Source organism: Puniceicoccus vermicola, from assembly GCF_014230055.1.
In the GTDB taxonomy this organism is placed as follows: Bacteria; Verrucomicrobiota; Verrucomicrobiia; order Opitutales; family Puniceicoccaceae; genus Puniceicoccus; species Puniceicoccus vermicola.
The window spans coordinates 145,531-165,190 of the sequence record NZ_JACHVA010000143.1 but is presented as its reverse complement, the minus strand read 5'-3'; the positions used below and the strand labels follow the sequence as shown (position 1 = coordinate 165,190).

General features: G+C 53.1%; 16 protein-coding genes. 13 read left to right on the top strand and 3 right to left on the bottom strand.

The window, feature by feature from the left end; genetic code table 11:
• The first annotated feature begins 81 nt into the window (after positions 1-81).
• The 3 genes from H5P30_RS21820 (at position 82) to H5P30_RS21810 (ending at position 2,074) form a co-directional block, all read left to right on the top strand.
• Positions 82-327 (top strand): tyrosine-type recombinase/integrase, encoded by a 246-nt coding sequence (locus H5P30_RS21820; protein ID WP_185692353.1) that lies wholly within the window; start codon positions 82-84, stop codon positions 325-327.
• Between the two features lie 2 nt (positions 328-329).
• Complete coding sequence (locus H5P30_RS21815; protein WP_185695038.1) at positions 330-1,484, top strand: IS91 family transposase; 1,155 nt, start codon at positions 330-332, stop codon at positions 1,482-1,484.
• A gap of 80 nt (positions 1,485-1,564) precedes the next feature.
• On the top strand, positions 1,565-2,074 hold the full coding sequence (locus H5P30_RS21810; protein ID WP_185695042.1) for a transposase: 510 nt from the start codon (positions 1,565-1,567) through the stop codon (positions 2,072-2,074).
• 347 nt (positions 2,075-2,421) lie between these two features.
• Here H5P30_RS21810 and H5P30_RS21805 read toward each other — a convergent pair whose 3' ends face one another.
• Complete coding sequence (locus H5P30_RS21805) at positions 2,422-2,799, bottom strand: sulfatase-like hydrolase/transferase (protein ID WP_185695037.1); 378 nt, start codon at positions 2,797-2,799, stop codon at positions 2,422-2,424.
• 173 nt (positions 2,800-2,972) lie between these two features.
• On the opposite strand from H5P30_RS21805, the gene H5P30_RS21800 reads away from it, so the two are divergent.
• The 3 genes from H5P30_RS21800 (at position 2,973) to H5P30_RS21790 (ending at position 6,203) form a co-directional block, all read left to right on the top strand.
• Positions 2,973-4,013: a LacI family DNA-binding transcriptional regulator gene (locus H5P30_RS21800; protein WP_185695036.1), complete on the top strand. Its 1,041-nt coding sequence runs from the start codon at positions 2,973-2,975 to the stop codon at positions 4,011-4,013.
• A gap of 112 nt (positions 4,014-4,125) precedes the next feature.
• Entirely contained in the window at positions 4,126-5,127 is a 1,002-nt protein-coding gene (locus H5P30_RS21795; RefSeq protein ID WP_185695035.1) for a hydroxyacid dehydrogenase, read from the top strand.
• 302 nt (positions 5,128-5,429) lie between these two features.
• On the top strand, positions 5,430-6,203 hold the full coding sequence (locus H5P30_RS21790; protein ID WP_185695034.1) for a hypothetical protein: 774 nt from the start codon (positions 5,430-5,432) through the stop codon (positions 6,201-6,203).
• Positions 6,204-6,481: 278 nt separating this feature from the next.
• Here the strand turns inward: H5P30_RS21790 and H5P30_RS21785 are convergent, their stop codons facing one another.
• A complete protein-coding gene (locus H5P30_RS21785; RefSeq protein WP_185695033.1) occupies positions 6,482-7,876 on the bottom strand; it encodes a hypothetical protein in 1,395 nt (464 codons plus the stop codon).
• 288 nt (positions 7,877-8,164) lie between these two features.
• Complete coding sequence (locus tag H5P30_RS21780) at positions 8,165-8,341, bottom strand: hypothetical protein (protein WP_185695032.1); 177 nt, start codon at positions 8,339-8,341, stop codon at positions 8,165-8,167.
• A gap of 358 nt (positions 8,342-8,699) precedes the next feature.
• Between H5P30_RS21780 and H5P30_RS21775 the strand changes: the two genes are divergently transcribed.
• The 7 genes from H5P30_RS21775 (at position 8,700) to H5P30_RS21745 (ending at position 19,636) form a co-directional block, all read left to right on the top strand.
• Entirely contained in the window at positions 8,700-11,333 is a 2,634-nt protein-coding gene (locus H5P30_RS21775; protein ID WP_185695031.1) for a right-handed parallel beta-helix repeat-containing protein, read from the top strand.
• Positions 11,334-11,852: 519 nt separating this feature from the next.
• On the top strand, positions 11,853-12,575 hold the full coding sequence (locus H5P30_RS21770; RefSeq protein ID WP_185695030.1) for a hypothetical protein: 723 nt from the start codon (positions 11,853-11,855) through the stop codon (positions 12,573-12,575).
• A 97-nt stretch (positions 12,576-12,672) separates the two neighbouring features.
• Complete coding sequence (locus tag H5P30_RS21765; protein WP_185695029.1) at positions 12,673-15,963, top strand: hypothetical protein; 3,291 nt, start codon at positions 12,673-12,675, stop codon at positions 15,961-15,963.
• Positions 15,964-16,267: 304 nt separating this feature from the next.
• Positions 16,268-16,507: a hypothetical protein gene (locus H5P30_RS21760; protein WP_185695028.1), complete on the top strand. Its 240-nt coding sequence runs from the start codon at positions 16,268-16,270 to the stop codon at positions 16,505-16,507.
• A gap of 43 nt (positions 16,508-16,550) precedes the next feature.
• A complete protein-coding gene (locus tag H5P30_RS21755; RefSeq protein ID WP_185695027.1) occupies positions 16,551-17,021 on the top strand; it encodes a GNAT family N-acetyltransferase in 471 nt (156 codons plus the stop codon).
• Entirely contained in the window at positions 17,018-17,806 is a 789-nt protein-coding gene (locus H5P30_RS21750; RefSeq protein ID WP_185695026.1) for a PhzF family phenazine biosynthesis protein, read from the top strand. Before H5P30_RS21755 ends, H5P30_RS21750 begins: the two co-directional genes overlap by 4 nt.
• Positions 17,807-18,295: 489 nt before the next feature.
• Positions 18,296-19,636, top strand: a complete 1,341-nt coding sequence (locus H5P30_RS21745; RefSeq protein WP_185695041.1) for an amino acid carrier protein — start codon at positions 18,296-18,298, stop codon at positions 19,634-19,636.
• Positions 19,637-19,660 lie beyond the last annotated feature (24 nt).

Sequence of the window (19,660 nt, the reverse complement as noted above, 5' to 3'; positions counted from 1 at the left end):
CGCATGCACCGGGCCGACGAGCCGATGCTCACAGTCCCGCCGTAGGGGAATGAACGTAGTGAATCGGGAGACCCGCACAGTTTGCGCACGCGCCTGTTGGCCGCGGCCCGGGCCGAGCGGGTGACCAAAGCGGTCACCTGTCATAACCTGCGACACAGCTTCGCGACTCATCTGGCCGCTGCCGGGGTGCCGCTGCACCAACTGCAATCCTACCTCGGCCACGCCCACATCGAGACGACCACCGTCTACACCCACCTCACTCCGATCAATCACATCGAGGCCATCGGCTACGTGGACGCCCTGGTCAAGCCGATCCTGCGCCGCTAAGAGTGTCCGGAATCGGGCAGCTGCGCTGCCCGCGGGAGGGCGAGTCACGCCCGCTTACCGTGGCCAGAGTGATCGAGCGCTTCGCTCCGGCCTACTGGGAGCGATACGGCTCGCGCATGAGGCTGGAACAGCGCAAGGCCTTGCAGGCCATCCTCCAGTGCCGCACCCCGGCTCTGGGAGGCCATCGCTATGCCTGTGGATGCGGCCACGAGCACCACGCCTTCCACAGTTGCAATCATCGGCTCTGCCCGCGCTGCGGAGCCGCCGATACCCAAGAGTGGGTTCGCAAGCAACTCGGCAAGCTCCTGCCAGTTCCATACTACCTCGTCACCTTCACGGTGCCCTCGGAGTTACGGTCCGTGATGCTGGGCAACCGGCAGGCTATGGAGCTGCTGATGGGTTGCAGCGCCCGGGCTCTGAACGAGCTCCTCGCCGACCCCGCACGCGGATGCCGCTTCGATCATGCCGGCTTCTTCGGGGTCTACCAGAGCTGGACCCAGGACATGCGTTTCCATCCCCACGTCCACTACGTCGTCCCGGCCGTTGGTCTGGATGAGCGCTGGAAGCTCAAGCATCCGAAGAGTCCGAAGTTCCTTATCCACGCCCAGCCACTGGCCATCCGCTTGCGCACCCTTTTGACGAACGCCCTCCGGGACCACGGGCCGATCCGAGACGAACTGTTCTGGAAGCTCGCCAAAACCGACTGGAACGCCGATGTCGACCGGGCCGGAAACGGCGAGAACGCCGTCAAGTATCTCGGGCAATACATCCGTCGCAGCGTCATCTCCGATCATCGTATCCTCGCCCTCGAGGGAAACCGCGTCCGTATCCGTATCAAAAACCGCGATACGGTATCCTTCGAAACCCGGACCCTCGACGGAGTCGAGTTCGTCCGCCGCTTCCTCCTCCACGCCTTGCCCGATCGCTTCCACCGCATCCGCTACCGCGGATTCCTCCACGCACGGGGCAAGCCCCGCCTGCTATGGCTTCAGCTCCTGCTCGATGCCAAACTCCAACCACCCCCGGAATCCACACCGGTCCATGGACGGGAGATCGCCTGCCCGCGCTGCGGAGGCCCCATGCGCAAAATCAAAAAGATGCCCCGGGCCCCTCCAGCCCATCGTAACGAACACTTCTTCCACGCCGTGGCCGCATGAACTCTTTCATGACCAGCCGCACCCCGTTGATCTCCGTCGATGCCCCGCCGGAGCCCGGTTCCTCTGTGCCCACCCCATGAATACGACAGAAATGGATCCGAAAAACCGATCGGACGCCCTTCGCCACTACCCCGGGTCAGCTCGATCTCTCGAAAACCTCCCCAAAACCAACCGCCATCCTCGGGCAATACATCCGTCGCAGCGTCATCTCCGATCATCGTATCCTCGCCCTCGAGGGAAACCGCGTCCGTATCCGTATCAAAAACCGCGATACCGGATCCTTCGAACCCCGGGTCATGAACGGAGTCGAGTTCGTCCGCAGGTTCCTCCTCCACGCCTTGCCCGAGCGCTTCCACCGCATCCGCTACCGCGGATTCCTCCACGCACGGGGCAAGCCCCGCCTGCTATGGCTTCAGCTCCTGCTCGATGCCAAACTCCAACCTGCTATGGCTTCAGCTCCTGCTCGATGCCAAACTCCAACCACCCCCGGAATCCACACCGGTCCATGGACGGGAGATCGCCTGCCCGCGCTGCGGATGCCCCATGCGCAAAATCAAAAAGATGCCCCGGGCCCCTCCAGCCCATCGTAACGAACACTTCTTCCACGCCGTGGCCGCATGAACTCTTCCATGACCAGCCGCACCCCGTTGATCTCCGTCGATGCCCCGCCGGAGCCCCAGCTACTTTGTGCCCATCCCAAAAATACGACAGATAAGGACCCGAAAAACCGATCGGACGCCCTTCGCCACTACCCCGGGTCAGCTCGATCTCTCGAAAACCTACCCAAAACCAACCGTCATCTCCGGCCCGGAAAAAACGGTCAGGCAAAAACGAGCCTGATAGAAAACGCATAAGCCGACCGTAGACCAAAGGCGCTCAGCGGCTTGTCCAACCATCGTTCAAGTCCGAGCCTCGTTCCTCGGCTCGGCTAGAACGTTTATTGTTCGGCGTAGATGAAATCGTACGGTTTTTCAGCCTCATCGCTGAATTCGTGCTGAATGCCGCAGAGAACCGTTTCGAAACCTTTTTCACGGAGAAACGCGGCTAGGTGCCGTTCGGGATGTTCGAGTGTGAACCCAAGGTGAGCTAGGCCCCACATGCCCGATTCATGCGCCGTCTGTCCAGTGAGGAGCGCCGCCCGACTCGGAGAACAGGTGGGGGCGCAGCAATAAGCCTGGCGGAAAAGAGTCGATTCCCGGGTGAAATCCTGGAGATTTGGTGTGGGAACAGGAAAGCCGTAGGGGGCAATGTATCGACCCATGTCGTGGGTATGGATGTAGATTACATTGAGGGTGGAATTGGCGGTGGTAGGCATTCTTCTGTCTTGGGCTTTAGTTTTCGATTGGATGGTAAAATTCGATTGAAATGCATTGCAAGATAAGGTCTATTTCAGGTTTTATCCGATGTCCAAAGCAAATTTGTAAAATCAGTGTTGAAGATAGTGGATCGGCTATATTTCCTGTGGTGATGGCGGGAAAGATCGTATCGATGAAACAAATTGCAGATTTGGCCGGTGTGTCGACTGCAACGGTTTCCAGAGCTCTGCGGAATCAGGATGTGGTTGATGTTAAGACACGTCAGCGCATCATGGATTTGGCGAATCGATTGCAGTATCGACCCAATCAACTGGTTCACGGTGTGATTCAGGGAAAAATTCGCCTGGTTGCGATTGTCATCGGGAACAGCGAGGCGGAGTCGACTTCTCGTTTGATTTCTGAGATCCAGGCCCACTTGTTCAGCAATGGTTATTCGACGGTTCTCTACAATACGGACCAGGATATCGAGAGGGAGATCGAGTGCCTACACAATGCCGTCGAATACCGGGTTTCCGGGATGATTGTCTCGACTGTGAATTATAATGCGGGAGAAAAGCATTTCTGGGAGCTTCGGGAGCATGGGACCCCTTTCGTCCTGTTGAGTGCGTACGGCGAAAGTGTGAAAGCTCCTCATGTGCACTTGGATGACGAAGCGGTCAGTCGTAAGGCTCTTCTCTATCTCGTGGAAGAAATGGGGCATCGGGACATCCTCATCCTCGCCGGTCCCGAAGCGAGTTGGGGGAATAGCCTGTTTGGGGATTGGGGGCGCCTCATGCAAGAGTATGGAATTGATAATGTGAAAGAACGCTTCGTTGCTTCCTTGTGGGATATGAAGAGTGGCTACGAGTCCATGAAGCGGGTCCTTGAGTCTGGACGTCGCCCTTCTGCAATTGTCGGGATTACGGATGATGTTGCCGCCGGAGCGATGAGAGCAATTCGTGAATGCGGGTTGTCGGTTCCGGAAGACATTTCCGTGATGGGTTTTGGGAACTATCGGTATGGTGAAGTGCTCACTCCACGTTTGACTACGGTGGATACCGGATATCGGGAGGTCGCCCGCAAAAGTGCAGAGACTCTTCTGAAACTGATGAAGAAGAGCCGCTCGGGAGAGGATGGAGGAGAAATTTCAGGCGAGGGGTTTGGCCAAACGGTTCAAGGTTCCGTAATTCATCGGGAATCAGTCGCTCGAATGACTGAGTTGAAGAAAATCTAAAGGCCAAAATTCGGAAGATTCAGATTTCGTTCATTTTGTCGTTGCGGCCTTTTTATGTAATGCATTTCATTTTGCGGTATCAGAATCTCCTTTCTTCAGTAGTTTTCCAATAATGGCGCCTCGCTCGATATATCTCCTGGATCAAAAGGCATGCGACCTCATTTACCGGCGGGAAGCCCGTGATCGCATTCATACTTTAACGGAGAGCGACGGGTTGGTTTATGGCCGAGAAGAGATCCTTGCCTCCCCAGGATCATTTTCCGAAGTGGAAATCGTTTTTTCCGGATGGGGCTGTCCGAAAATGGATGAGGAGCTTCTCGATGCTCTGCCGAATCTAAAAGCCCTTTTTTATGGCGCGGGTTCGGTTCGGTATTTTGTGACGGAGTCCTTTTGGAAGCGTTCGATTCTCTTGACGAGCTCTTTCCGGGCCAATGCGATTCCGGTTGCCGATTATACGGTAGCATCGGTCGTCTTTGCTCTTAAGCGAGCGTGGCTCGACAATCGCGCCATTCGTAGCAATCGAGAAACCGTGAACCGAGATCTGAGTCCGGGAGTGTATCACGGATCGACCGTAGGGATCGTCTCGTTGGGAGCGATTGGGCAACTTGTTTGCAAAAGGCTGTTCTCTATGAATCTCGATGTCCTCGGGTATGATCCCTATGCTCCGTCGGCCATTTTTGACGAATTTGGGGTGCAGCGGGTCAATAGCTTGCGAGAGATCTTTCGCTCATCGAAAGTAGTGAGCCTGCACGCCCCATTACTCCCGAGCACCGTGGGAATGATTACCGGGGAGTTGGTTCGACAGATGCCGGAAGGTGGAGTCTTGATCAATACGGCGCGAGGGGGGCTTTTGGCTGAGTCAGAGGTTTATGATGTGGTCAAAGATCGACCGGATCTCTTCGCTGTTCTCGATGTTCTGACGGAAGAAGAGAATTTGAACGCTTCTCCGTTTGCTCGGCTACCCAACGTCTTTTTGACTTCTCACATAGCTGGGTCGATCGGAAACGAGTGCTATCGAATGGGAGATTTTGCGGTGGATGAGGCGGAGAGATATCTCTCCAGCCGACCCCCTCTGGATGCTGTAGTTGAGGAAAAAATAGAGCTCATGGCGTAGTTTGGCTGAATTGCCTTCCAGTGGATCTCTCTAGTGGATGCGAGCCGATCCAGATTTGCCGACGCCGGATAGGTGAGGTCGGCGGAAATCGATCTGTTGCCCGATTCTCTGCCTCAAGCACAGTTTTATTTTTCTCTATCGAATCTTCGGCAGATCATTGCCATCACGAGTTTCTGAATGGATGAATACCGAGATCTTTGCCTATTTTATGAAATGCATTACATTTTGGATTGACGCATCGCTTAGCTGGAGTTTTGCTACGTTCGTTTTTCGAATCTAATCCAAAAAAGGAGATTACCCCTATGACACGACTCAACCGATCGGGACGATATACCCCATTTCTTCTGACTGCCTTTTTGGCTACTAGCGCTTTGCAGGCGGGTACAGTATTTGAAGATACCTTTGATTACGCCAACAATGACGCCCTGAGGGCTGCCTATCCCATTGTCACGTCTGCGGGTGGGAATCCTGTCAATTTGGGGACGAATGCTGGGGTCGATCCCGACCAGCCGTATCTTTCACTCAGCAATGTGATTGTTGAGCATGATATAGGAACCACACTGACTCAAGACTGGACGGTTTCTTATAATGTGATCCACACGAGCTATCAAAGGTATACTTGGTTTGCGATGCTGAATGATGCGGGTACGGGAGGATACGCATTTACGTGGAATTCGGGGTCCGAAACGAGCTATGGAGGTAAAGGCTTCGTGACCATAGAGAAGCAGACAGGGGCCGTCGAAAGTTGGAATGACAGCTCAGTGTTGGACTCGTTGACCCTGGAACTAAATTCGGGGCACAAGGCAACTGTTGATGGAGGCGAGGGGATGGCCTTGTTTGAAGCATCATGGGATTCGGCGACGAGCACGATTACGATATCGGTAGATGGTAGCGTTTTAGGATCCGTAACTGACTCCACTTTCAATTCTTTTTCCAAAATCCAAATCAAAGGGAACGCTTTCCAAGCCTACGATAATATCGTGATTACCTCCTCGATTCCGGAAATGTCGTCCTCCTCGATGACTATCTCTCTACTCGCTCTTTTTAGTTGTTTTGGACTTCGCAGGAGACGCTAGAGGAGTATTCGGCGACCATACTGCAGGCTAACTCGCTTGAAGATATTGAAATCTGGGCGATCTAAAAAACATTCGGCGTAGCTGGGTGGGAGGTTGTTGACTCTGGGATCTTCGGAACATGGTTTGGTCTGAGAGAATAGGATTGTGCGATGGGGTTAATAGATTCTCTCGCCGCGATTCTATTGCGAATGAAGTCCAACGGACTCTTGAGGTGTAGCGGGCGGGTGGATTCCATCGTCCCGATCTAGACTGATCGGAGATCTGAAGGTGGAAATGGGTCAAATTTTTTCGATGACACTCGGTTCCGCAAGTCGATCAAAGTCGGCTCCAGCGAGCGTTTCCTCCGGTCCGATGACCACGGCAGATGGATTGGATTTCAGACCTCCAAACTGTCGGACGCCATCGACCTCGATGGTCCAGAGGTCTTGATTGCATCTCCAGGAAACGCGACCTGTTGAGCGATGAATGCATGGGATCTGGGTTCTCTTTGGGCTCTTCAGTTTTTTGCCGAGATACTGGATTGCGTAGCTCCAGATTTGAAGCGGAGTGCTGGTTACTTTGAAGAGGTCGTCGTCTCCATTGAGGGTGAGGGGAATCGAGCCGTCAGAGAAAACATAGGCGGCCATAGTCTGTTCGATTTTGTCGAAGGTCTTTTGCTGGTCAGGATTTGGATTTCGCCTCAAATGATCTTTGAGACAAAGAAGGAGTTTAGGAGTTTCCGTCATCACCTGAGGGTTACGGGTCCATGACTTTACGTAGCTCTTGTCGTCAGGGTCGGTTTCAGCGCCCCAGCCGAAATAGGTCCAACCCTCCGAATCGGTGAAAACTGCATCGAAGAGGTGATTACACACATTATCGAGGACGGCTGGCAATCGCTCATCGCCGGTGGCATGATGAGTGATCTCCAACATCCGAATAACGAGATCATGATAGCCGGTGCGCTCGGTGAAGTTGGGTTTGTCGCCTCGTTCGAAAAGGCCGATATTCTCGTGGTAAAATCTTGGGGAGAGAAAGAAATCGAGGGTCGGTTTTCCGTAGGTTTTGTAGAAATGATCCTCACCGGTTATTTGAGCATGGCGCGCCATAGCCGCAACAACGACCAAATCTTGATTGGTTACGCCGCAGAATCCGGCGTCGGGTAGGGGACCTGACCAAACATTCCCCTTTTTCCACCAGTCGCGGGCCAAAAATCCGAGGTTTTTCTCAATGGCTTCGGCCACTGCTGGCTTCCGCTCTTCGAGGGCGCCGGACCAGTCCAGATATTCAACCAAAGTGAGAAGGGGAAGGCCTTGGTGGATGGGGCAGGTTGGGTCGGAGGAATAGATGGGCTCCCCTTCGTTTGCCGCATGCCGAAAGCCTCCGCCAGGCTCTTGAAGGAATAGAATATTGGCGATGATGTCGTCAGCCTGCCAACGCCAAGTTTCGTCTCCAGTGTAATCAAAAAGAGCGCGCATGCCCTGAAAACGGGGGTAGGTTCCTGGAGCGGTTTGACCGTGGTAACGCCGTTGGAGGCTGGACGATTCTCCCCAGCAAGCATGGAGGAGAAGAGTTCCGAAGTTGCCGACGGCTTGTCGCCAGCTGAGAATGTGGGCCGTTGCCATGTCGACCATCTCTTGGGTAAACACGGATTGCGCGGTAGCCTCTGGGCGTGGGTACTGAATATGCGTTGTCATCGATCGCTGTTTGTTTTGAGTCGAATTGAAAGAGGAAGATTCGAGGGAGGCCTTGATTGGGGAAGGAATGTTATTGGTTCTGACTTTTTCTCGGGATGAGAGGGTCTATGAGAGTTATATTGATGGTCGGAGTTTCATGCCATGAATTCAGCGCTGGCGATGTCGTTCAAGAATATTGCCACGGCATGGAACTTGCCCAGAACCATGGGTGCATAGTGCGCATTCATTTCTTGAGGTAGCATTCAAAGGTTCTGAGGGCAGGATCCTTGGTTTGGATCATCCATTGTTTCAGTTGGCTGCGTATTGAGTGAAGGTTGTCGTTTTAGGCGGGTGTTGGATTAGATTTTGTCTGTCGTTTGGATTGATCTCGAAGTCGTAGTGTTCTTCCGGGACGCGGTAGAGAAAGTGTTCGACTCGCTCTGCGATCCGAGGATCGATTTGGGGCGCATTCCTTATGGCTTGCATGGTTCGCCCGGATTGAGATTAGGCATCCGGTTCCTCAATATTTTTGCAATGCGTTACATTGGTGTGAATCTTCTTCCTGTCAAGATTTGCTTCGGAGATTCTCTTTCAGGGGGAAACTTCTTGGACTACAAATGAGTCCAACCTTTTCTCATGGCGCTACGAACTCAGGATATGACTGGAAAATTTCCCCAGTAGTTTCGATAGGAGAGGGAGATGCATAGAATGTCCAGATTGAGTTAGATCGGCGTGAAATCAATACCCTCACGTCGTGAGAGACTTGAGGTGAAAGGGAAGATTTAGTTTGACGATGTAATGCATTTCATTAAGGCTTTTGGTTTAACCCTTAATTCCCCGAGTAATGGCTTCTCTCAAAAAATCGACTCTTGGCCTTCCCACATATTTCTTTGCTTTTCTAGCCCTTGTGGTTTCTGGGATGGCGAATTCCGCTGCTGCAGTGGAGAATCTTCCGGATTCCTTTTATGAAAGGACAGGGCTCGAGGAGATGCCGCGTATCGACTACGCAAGTATGCCAGTTGTAAACGTAAAAGACTTGGGCGCTTTGGGAGATGGTGAGCAGATCGCCAATCCTTATTTTGAGAGGGCCGTTGAAGCGTTGCAGTCGCAAGGGGGCGGCGTTCTTTTCATTCCGAAAGGAACTTATCATTTCGAGATGGATGAGTCGAATCCTGCTTCGATGATCCGTGCCTATGGGAAATCAAAGCCTGGCAACATCTGGCATCCGGGAGGAGGGGAAGGACTGGAGAATATCCACTTTGTCGGAGAAGGGATGGAGTCGGTTCTCGAATTCGAATTTACCAAGACGCTTCCTCATTACGCCTTCCATTCAAACGCGATGATGATCACGGGTGGGAAAAATATTTCGTTGCGAGACTTGGCAATTACGCAGACGCCGTTCAATCGACAGCGCCGAGGTGGTGATGTGAAAACGGGAAATTCCTTTCGGACGGCTAAAACGGATCAGATTCAATTGATTAATGTTTATGTGGATCAGGGGGATCTGGGTCTCGGCTTTTTCTTTTCGAAAAACATCTGGGTTGTTGATTGTGACATCCGGAATACGCGAGCGGACAACGTCAAGGTGGACAACTGTGATGAGGCAACCGTCGCCTACAATTACATGGAAGAGCCCATGGATGATAACACCTCCATGATTTACTATAAACAGCATCGGGATACTCCGAGTCATGGGTATCGCTTTTTGCAGAACACCTTGATTGGTCCTGGATTTGGCCGGGGATTTATTATGGCGGGCGAATCGATTCGAGTCGAAGGGAACTGGATCGAGAGAACTTATGGGAATGGTATAGCCTCCTATGGGCTGCTTCGGGATTATACGGTGATTGACAATACATTGGTGCGCTCTGGTTTGGCGGCCCGTTCGGGAAATCCTCGTCCATACCACTCAGAATCTCACTATTCGTCCGCTTTGAAACTCACGGGAGGGCCTGCTGCTGTGGCGGGGAATCGCATTTATGGTCCAGGAGGAATGGGGCTGCGCATGAAGGGCATGGAAGGTGCCTCTATGGAGGGAAACCGGGTTGAGTTGTCTGAGGCGGAGGGATTGGTTTTCCTGAAGGGGGAGACCCCGGATGAAGTCGCTTTTTCGAGCATCTTCTTTGAAGGAAATACATTTGTCCAAAACGCTAAACCGATTTTGCTCGGAGGTAAATTCGAGGACTCAGTTGTTCTCGGCAACCTTGTCTCCCAGGCACCGATCGATGAGGGGTCCGGGGAAGAGATAGCAGCTGGCTTTGTCGTTGAGGACCTCGATCCCGAGTATTTCGATGTCTATGCATTTGCGCGTGAAGAGACTGCTTACACCGATTTTGATGCGCCGACTTCGACTGATATCTTGGAGCGAATCGGAGAAGAGTTTGTGGATGTTCGTGACTACGGAGCCCTGGGGGATGGGGTTCACAATGACACGGAGGCATTTCAGACCGCGCTGGCCGCGCTCCCCGAGGCAGGGGGGACGCTCTTCGTTCCAGAGGGAATCTACCGGATTGCGCCGATGGAGGAGTATGCCACTTTCCCCTTTACGAAGATCCGCCAACACATCCGCATTGCAGGACGAAATAATATTCGGATCCAGGGAGAGGGACCAGGCAGCAAGCTAATCTTTGAGAGTCTGGATCATCAGGGACTTCGCTTCATCGGTTGTGAGAATGTCGCGGTGCAGAGTTTGATGCTGACTACCGACGAGACTGCTCCGCTTCGTCGAAACCGGGCCTTACTCGATTTCTCCGGATGTCGTGGCGTGCTGGCCCAGTATGTTTCCACGGAAGGCGGAGAGGGGCCGGCGATTCAACTGGATAATGTAAATGAGGGACTCGTTGTGGACTGTTTGATTGAAGGCTCCGGTCAATATGGAATCCGTCTGCAAGGGGCCTGCCAGATCTCGCTAAGCCGTAACGAAATTCGTGAGACGCGCGACAGTGCGATCCATATTGATTCCTATGGTTCGATCATTCGTGACAGCGATTATGTCACCGTTTCCGAAAACCGAATTCTTGGCACTTTGGAGGGCGCCGGTTTGGTAGTCATTTCCGGAAAGGTTCAGCTACTGGATAATGAGATTGAGGATACTTACCTTTCGGGTGTGTATGTTTACCAACCCGGCATGGGTTGGGCCATGAACGAGTTGACCGTTCGTGGTAACCGGATCGTCGATTGCGGACAGCACATCGCACATTCGGGAATCCTCTTTGGTACGCCTCTGAGACGGGGCGACCGGGGCAGGGTGCTCATCGAAGGGAATGAGTTTACCGATCTTCGCCATAACGGTGTGCATGTTGCCTTCGGACGCAGCATGATATGGGGACCGCAGGGATTTTACTCGTTTACTGTCCGGGATAATACCTTTGAGAATATTGGAGGGACAGAGTGCCTGATTGAATTGCAGAGCCACAGTGAGGGTAAAGATGATGATATTCAGATTTCCCATCTCGATGTCGATAGTCCAAGCCTTTAGGTTTGAAGCAGAGGAAATCGCCAGAAGAGTCTGGAAGAGATTCCCGTCTCGTTCTTGAAACAATGGGTGTAGGCAGCAGTGTTTTGGATCCCAAGTTGAAACGCTACTTCCTTGTTCGGTTTCTTCGACTTCAGCATCCTAGACTGGGCCGCTCGATATTTCCCGGTGGGGGCGAAATCGTTCCGCGAGGTTTGTCCATAGGTTTGAATGAAGTCGAACGGTTTACTCGATATTCAAGTTTTTGTCGGGGTCTGGTTCTAGAGCTAGGTGATTCTTTTCCGGGGATGCCACCGGTCTATCGAAATAACATAGTCGTTTTTCCGGTGTAATTTGGGGCTCTTCACTTGACCGGGAAGGCCTCTTATTTACGATGAAATGCATTACATTGACCTTGCCTCATATCATTCCCCGCTTTCTGATTTCGTCTTCTACCCAGTTGTCCTCTCAACCCTTTTGTCTTACTCGCCTATGAATCTAAGAAGTTTACTCTCTTGTTCCTTAGCTAGGCTTCGTCGATTGATGATTTTCCCGGTGATCATGGTCGCTGGTTCAAGTTGTGGCTTTTTCGTAGCGGGATCGAGCGCGCAATCCAGTTTCGAGGGGACGGTGTTGGATCAGGAGTCTCCCGATATCCGGCTGATCTTACTGACCGAGCAAAGCTATACTCTGAATCTATATTACAGTGACGAGCCGCTCTCTGCTGAAGGGCAGGCAGGGACTACGGTCCGCCCGCAGGGTCCGATTGTCGTCGGAGGACGTGGTTTGAGCCAAGCAATCCCTCTCTCCGGATCGGTTCTCTTTCTCTGGGCGAAGGACGTAGGCACTCAGTCGGGTTTTCGTATGGTTGCCAAGGTTACTCTTGAATCTGAAAACGTGGATCAAGTGGTGTTACTTCTTCCAGAAAACGGGAAACTGAGAGGATATCCGATCGATGCCTCTGAGGAGAATTTTAAGGGGGGGGCGACTCTTTTCTTCAACACTTTGGACGTTCCTATTGCCGCCCGTTTCAATGACGACGTTTCAGTGGTTTACCCCTTCAAGCCGCTGATTGTCGAAGCTCCCGAGTATGAAGGGAAGTCTTGGTATGGATTACGAATGTATGAACCCGTCGAGGGAGGGGGCGCCAAAATATTCTGTAGCGGTCGATGGCCTTTTCAGAGTCATGTTCGCGTCTATAATTTTATTTACCGAAATTCCACGAGTGGGAGGATTGATTATCGGGCGATCAATGAATTCCGATGATCGGGAAAGCGCACCGATTCTTCAAAGCAGGATGATGGAAAGAAAAATTACAGATTCTCGCAGCTCCGGTTTTGCATTAGTCATTAGCTTGAGTTTGATGGCTTTCATTCTCTTGCTGCTCCTCAGTGTTGCTAGTATCTCCAGTGTAGAATTGAGAACTGCATCCAATCATATGGACCGACTGCAGGCTGAGCAGAATGCCCGGCTCGGCTTTATGATTGGGCTGGGAGAGTTGCAGAAGCAATTGGGACCGGACCAGCGAATTAGTGCTCCGGGGAGCCAGCGCCTTTCGGACACAGATACTTCGGCTCGCAAGCACTGGACGGGGGTTTTTGATTCTTGGAGCGACAGCATAACTGCGCGGCCACAACCCAATTTTCGTCGTTGGTTACTCTCGGGGAGTGAGACCGTTCTGGATAAAGTCGATACGGTTTCCAATGGAGCCAGTTTGGCTTCGTCCCTAGTGACTCTCGTCCCTGCAGAGTTTGACGGAAACGTAGAGGTCTCCGGAGCAGTTGAAGCTGGCTTGGAGCCCGTCGCGGATCTGGGGGATTATGCCTGGTGGGTGGGAGATGAGAATATCAAAGCGCAGCTGGGTAATCGATTGGATGCACCAGCAAATCCGAGAGAGGCCTCGGGCCAGTTGATGTCCGCCCCTCGTGCGGCTCACGAGTTTTTTCTGGGGACTGGGGTGGCCCCCGGATCTCCGGTGTGGGATCGTCTCCTCGTTGAGGGGCAATACCGATTCATCAACCCAGGACTCGATCTTGATGGCACGCCTTCTTTTCATGACTACACACTGCATGCATACGGGATGGTGACGGATGTTCGGTCGGGCGGTTTTCGGAAGGATCTCAGCCTCTTGCTGCAGCAACCTTTGGCGAGTTTGGAAGCGGAACTCGGGGATCCACTTCCGCCCTTATACACCACCAATGGCGTGGACGGGTTCAATTTTTTCGAGCTATGGCGTGATTTCAATGTGTGGGGGGAGATTCAGTATCTCATTGCTCCTCCCTCTCATGAAGATGGGAACCTTATCGCGTCCGAGACTCCATTTTTGGTCGCAGAACCTACTCCGACCGCGGCAGCGAACGATCCGTTCTTGGCGTATAAGCACATTACTCAACTCAAATGCGAAATCATTTTTTCGCTGATTGCGGAAGAGGATGGTGCGACGGGAAAGTATGATCTGTATTTGGTGGCCGATCCGATTTTTACGATCTGGAATCCCAGCAATATTGCTCTACAAATTCCGGACTCGGTGGTTTCTACCTTTAAGGTGTGGAGACCTCCCTATGATTTGACCCTTTATCTTGATGGCGTTCCTCAAGACGTTGAGTTGGACAAGGTTCTCTCGCCCAATTTCGTGAGTGGGAAGTTGGGAAAATCGCAGGACACGGTGATCCGCCCCGGAGAAGTCCAGATACAATCACAGGGGTTTGGGGCGACTATGCAAAAACACAAAGGTATAGATATCAAATTCTTCTCGGCGGGAATCGGTTGGGAAAACGGTTCAGGCTATAAGGTTCTGCTGGACGATTTTACCGGTCTGGATGGAAGCACCGAGGTGACCTTCAAAATGGATCGCAATGACAGTGCTCTGCATTACGGGTTGGTAATGTTGGGGAATTTGTTTGGAGAGCCTCCCTACGGGTCTCACGTTCAATATGGATCTCACGTTATTGGTGATACCATTCCTAATACGATTCGCGCTACGAATTATCCGGAAATGTTTCCCGGCATCCCTTTGGATCCATCTTATTCGATTTCCGTATCGGCTCTGTCGGTCATCGACCCCATTACGAATTCGCCTCAAAAATGGCCGTTGTCTATCTTCTCATTTGGAGCGAAGACTGAGTCCGATCCAAATTTTTCCGGCCTCCCGGGTGAACGGCGGACGGGGCGGAGTTTGCTTCGTTTCAATCCAGCGACCTATCGGTTGAAAATGAACATGAAGGACGATGCCGACATCGAACTGGCTTTCCCATGGCAGGTAGGAATGCGACCTCTTACCAGTTTGGGCGGGGCGATTGAGATGGATGTCGATGGACTCGGCTATTTTGGTGGATCTTATGGTGCGGGTGAGGGAGTCTCGAATTTGGTGGCCTACACCATCGCTGAATCCCCCATTCATTCTCTGGGGGCTGCGCAAAATTTTGTTCCCGATGGGAGAGGGAAGAATTGGGACGACGGTCATGCCGAGCCCACTCTGATCCAAGCGATCGGAAATTCGTTTGCACCTTCGGTCATTCCCTCCAGCGCCACCTCTGCGGACGCCGGAGATATCACCTATGCGGACCACTCTTACTTGGCAAACGAAGCTCTCTGGGATGACTACTTCTTCTCATCCATCGACCCCTTTTCGCAACCGGCCTATAAGAATAGCGGGGCAGCGTATTCCGAGCAACTGGATCGGTTGGAAGCCTTTGTAGGATTAAATGGGGCGCCTTCCGTTTCCTTGCCCAATGGCCGATTTCATCCGTTTCCCGAAGACGATCCCGCAGGAATCATTTCGACACTATTCTCTGGAGCACAGCCACGGAGTGATGCTTACGAAAAGGTGGGTGCCAACCTAACGATGGATGGCATGTTCAATGTGAACTCTACTTCGGTTGAGGCCTGGAAAGCGGTGATCGGAGGGCTCAAAGGCCTCTCCATGCCCGTCCGACCGGTGAATGGTATTTCGGCAACCGCGACCCTCACCGAAGGTTCAAGTTCGACCAGCAATGCAGTCGTTGCCGCTGGGACGGCAGCTGCGGGTGGGGAGATCGATCCGGCAACTCTCAGCAATCCGGCAGATCCGGCGCAGTGGGTCGGTTTTCGGACCTTGAGCGACCTCCAGATCGGTGAGTTGGCAACCGAAATCGTCGAACAGGTTCGTCTGAGAGGTCCCTTTCTGTCGCTGGCCGATTTTGTGAACCGCCGGATTTCAACGGATCCAAACGTTGCGGTCTCGGGCGTCTTGCAAACGGCATTGGATAACCCGGCAGTCTCCATCAATTCTGCTTATCGTACAGGGGGTCGATCCCTGAGTTTGGCCAATGCCCAGAGCGATGGTTTCCCTTTTCCTGAGGCCGAGGCGGGGGTGAAGTCCGTGGCCGCCCCGGGATACGTCGATCAGGCCGATATTCTGACTTCTCTCGGCCCGCTTCTTTCGGTCCGTAGTGATACTTTTACAATTCGATCTTATGGAGATCGGCAGGATGCCTCCGGGGATGTGGAATCCCGGGTTTATGTGGAAGCCATTGTTGAACGGATTCCTGATTTCGTTGATAGTAGTGTCGAGAATTTTGAAGACGTAAGCAATCTATCAAAGATCAATGAGACTTTCGGTCGGAAGTTCCGTGTCGTTTCGTTCCGAATTATCGATCCAGACGATTTGAGCTAGGGAGGATTTGGGTTCTCGCATGGTTGTGGATTCCCGGGGTTCTTCCCGGTTTCTCGATGATTGGTAATCTGTGGAAGGCTCTTTGCGGGTTCAGTCCGCATTCGTGGATCAGCCTGAATAGCCGGGATGATGTTGAGGGATCTGAAGGCTGCACGAAGAGAATGGTAAAAATCGTTCTTTCGTCGCTGCGATTACGACAATTACTGTCGTGTGATTTAAATTGCTCCGAATTGGTGTGTTGTTGAGAGGCTTCCCCAACTCCAGCGCTTGCTTTCGCTCTCAAATCCTCTCATCGTCATCTCCCATGATTCGTATCTCTCTTCTTCTTCTCGTTTCGATTTTCCTCTCCGCCTGCAATTATTCCCAGCCGGATTTTTCGGAGGAGGACGGCCCTGAGGTCGGTCCAGTTGCCTCGGTTCTTGATGGCGACGAGGATGCCGATCCTTTGGCAGCGACGATCGATGCCTCGAACGAGAATGCCGAACTCGAAGAAACCGATCCGCTTCTCTATGACCAGCAGGAAGCGGAAATGGCCAATCCTTGATTGGCTGATCGGTTCTGGAGTCGGTTGAATTTTGATTTCAGTGATGACGGAGCAAGTTTCCGGCGTCCGGGATCTTTCGCGCGAGGATCTGGCGGGTTGTCAGGAGATTTACCGCCGGGCGGCTCTCGAGAGTGACCCCCATGCTTATTCATCGAAACAGCGGGAGGTCTGGGCATCTTTCGCCGATGAGGAGGGATTCTCCGATTTTATGATGGGGGATGGCGGCTTGGTTGTGGAAAAGGACGGCGCTGTCTGCGGATTCAGTTCGTATGAGGAGAACGGTTACATCCGGTGCTTGTATGTGAGTCCGGACTTTCAGCGTTCCGGCGTCGGAGGGACTCTCTTGTCGATCATGCTCAATCGCCTCACGGGCTCACCTCGGATTTGGACGATTGCCAGTCTTTTTAGTCGCGGTTTGTTTGCCCGTCACGGATTCACACTAACCGAAACGGAACACAAAGTGCATCGAGGGGTCGCCTTCGAGCGCTACATTATGGATTTTACTTCCCGATGAGCCGAGAACTTCCCATTTACCAAATCGATGCCTTTGCCGAAGGCGACTTCCGCGGAAATCCGGCAGCGGTCTGTCCGCTGGTGAAATGGTTGCCGGATACGCTGCTGCAGATGATTGCCGAGGAGAACAACCTCTCGGAAACCGCTTTCTACGTACCGGAAGGGGAGGGCTTTCGCATTCGTTGGTTTACGCCGACGGTCGAGGTAGACCTGTGTGGGCACGCGACCCTAGCGGCAGCGCGGGTGGTCTTTGACCGGGGAGCGGTCGAGGGGGATACCATTCTTTTTCACTCGCGGAGCGGACCCCTCCGGGTGAAGCGTGATGGCGGTTTGTTTCGGTTGGATTTCCCGTCGCAGCCGGGTCAGTCCTGCGACATGCCCGAGCGTCTCGCTCACGGTTTGGGCGGCTGGCCTGTGGAGTGCTACCGAGCCGCCGATTTCCTCGCCGTCTTTTCCAGCGAGGAGGAGATCTACGCCCTGGAGCCCGATTTTCAGGCGCTCGCGACCCTTCCGGGCCGCGGAGTCATCGTCACCGCCCCAGGGACGGACGTCGATTTTGTCAGCCGCTTCTTCGCCCCCAGTCACGGGATCGACGAAGACGCCGTTACCGGGTCGGCGCACTGCACCTTGACCCCTTATTGGGCCAAGCGTCTCAACAAAACCGAACTGACCGCCTGGCAGGTTTCCAAGCGCGGCGGAGTCCTCCAATGCCGCCTCCAAGAGGACCGCGTCCTTATCTCCGGGAAGACCCGACTCTTCCTGAAGGGGACGATCTGGATCGACTGAAGTTCTCTGAAAGGGTGGGGAACTCGCTAAGACTGGGTGTATGAATTTTGACGTTCGGCGGCTGATTTCTTCTCTGGGTGGACGAACATCCGAAGCCATGTCTTTCTGTGGGTGGGTTGCTTTCAGCGCCCACCGAGGTGCGGGAATGTGAATTTGGGGGCAGATTTTAATTTTTCTTGTTCTTATGGCCGGAAGATTCAGGAAACCGGATAGACTGGATCTGGACCGGTTCCGTTTACTCGGTCAATCTAGCGCCTTCGGTTACAGTGGGAATTGGCTCTCCCGATCATTTGGAGAATATCCAAGTTTCTTGATAGGGGGGGCTCTACCCCCGGTGAGGCATCTATTGCGAATTGATTCGTTGATCGTTAGGGGATGGAGTGTTGTTTCAAAATCCCTTGAATTTTGGCGAGATAATTGCAGGTGAACCTTCGATTGTTCCCGGTATTCGGTTTTGGGAGATAATCACTCAACACAAAGAATATCATGATCGAATCGATTGAAGCGGGAGTTTCCTGGGTGAATGGATGGCTTTGGGGGAGTGTTCTCCTGATTTTGCTCGTGGGGGTCGGGATCACGTTGATGGTCGGATTGCGATTTATTCCGGTTCGGAAGTTGCCGATCGGGTTTCGGCAGTTGTTTGGTAAGCGAAAGGAGGAGGGGGACGGGGATATCCTGCCGTTCAACGCTTTGATGACAAGCCTCTCGGGAACGATCGGCACCGGGAATATTGTCGGGGTCGCCTCGGCAATTGCGATTGGCGGACCGGGGGCTCTTTTCTGGATGTGGTGTACGGCGGTAGTCGGACTGGCGACGAAATATTCGGAGGCGGTGTTGGCGGTTCATTTTCGGGAGAAGGACTCCCTGGGCCAGCACGTGGGCGGGCCGATGTATTACATTCAAAATGGTTTAGGGAAGAAATTCGTCTGGATGGCGGTCTGCTTCTCGATCTTCGGGGCGTTGGCCGGGTTTGGCATCGGAAATACGGTGCAGGTGAGTTCCATCGCTCATGGGCTTGAGGTGAGTCTTGGAATGCCTCGGCTCCTCACCGGGCTGGTGGTGGCGGTGCTGGTCGGCGCTGTGATTTTGGGAGGAATCAAGCGGATCGGCTCGGTGGCCGGTAAGATCGTTCCGGTGATGTCGGTGGCCTATATCGGTCTTTGTGGAGTTGTCATCGTGATGAACCTATCGAGCCTGCCGTCGGTTTTGATCGAGATCCTTGAATCGGCGTTTTCTCCGGTGGCGGCGACCGGGGGATTTGCCGGATCGACGATCATGATTGCGGTGCGGATGGGGGTCTCCCGCGGAGTCTTTTCGAATGAGGCGGGTCTGGGCTCGGCTCCGATCGCCCATGCGTCGGCCCAGACCAACAGTCCAGTGCGTCAGGGGACTTTGGCGATGTTGGGGACGTTCATCGATACTTTGGTCATTTGCACGATGACTGGAGTCGCGATCGTGCTTTCCGGGGTGTGGACGCAGGATGTTCAGGGGATGGAGCTGTCGATCCTTGCCATGAATACTCTTCTGCCCGCTTCGGGCAATTTGATCGTCGTCAGTGGGATGGTGATCTTCGCTTTCACTACGGTTCTGGGCTGGGCGTTGTATGGGGAACGCTGTGCCGAGTATCTATTTGGAGTGAAGATCATTCTTCCTTATCGGATCCTTTGGGTGCTGGCGGTTCCTGTCGGTGCGGTGATGGATTTGCGCTTTATCTGGAATTGCGCGGATATGCTCAATGGCTTGATGGCTTTGCCCAATTTGGTGGCGTTGCTGCTTCTCTCCCGGGTCGTCTTTTCCCTGACTCGTGACTATTTTTCCCAAGACGAATGACGGCGGGTGGTGATTCTATGGATT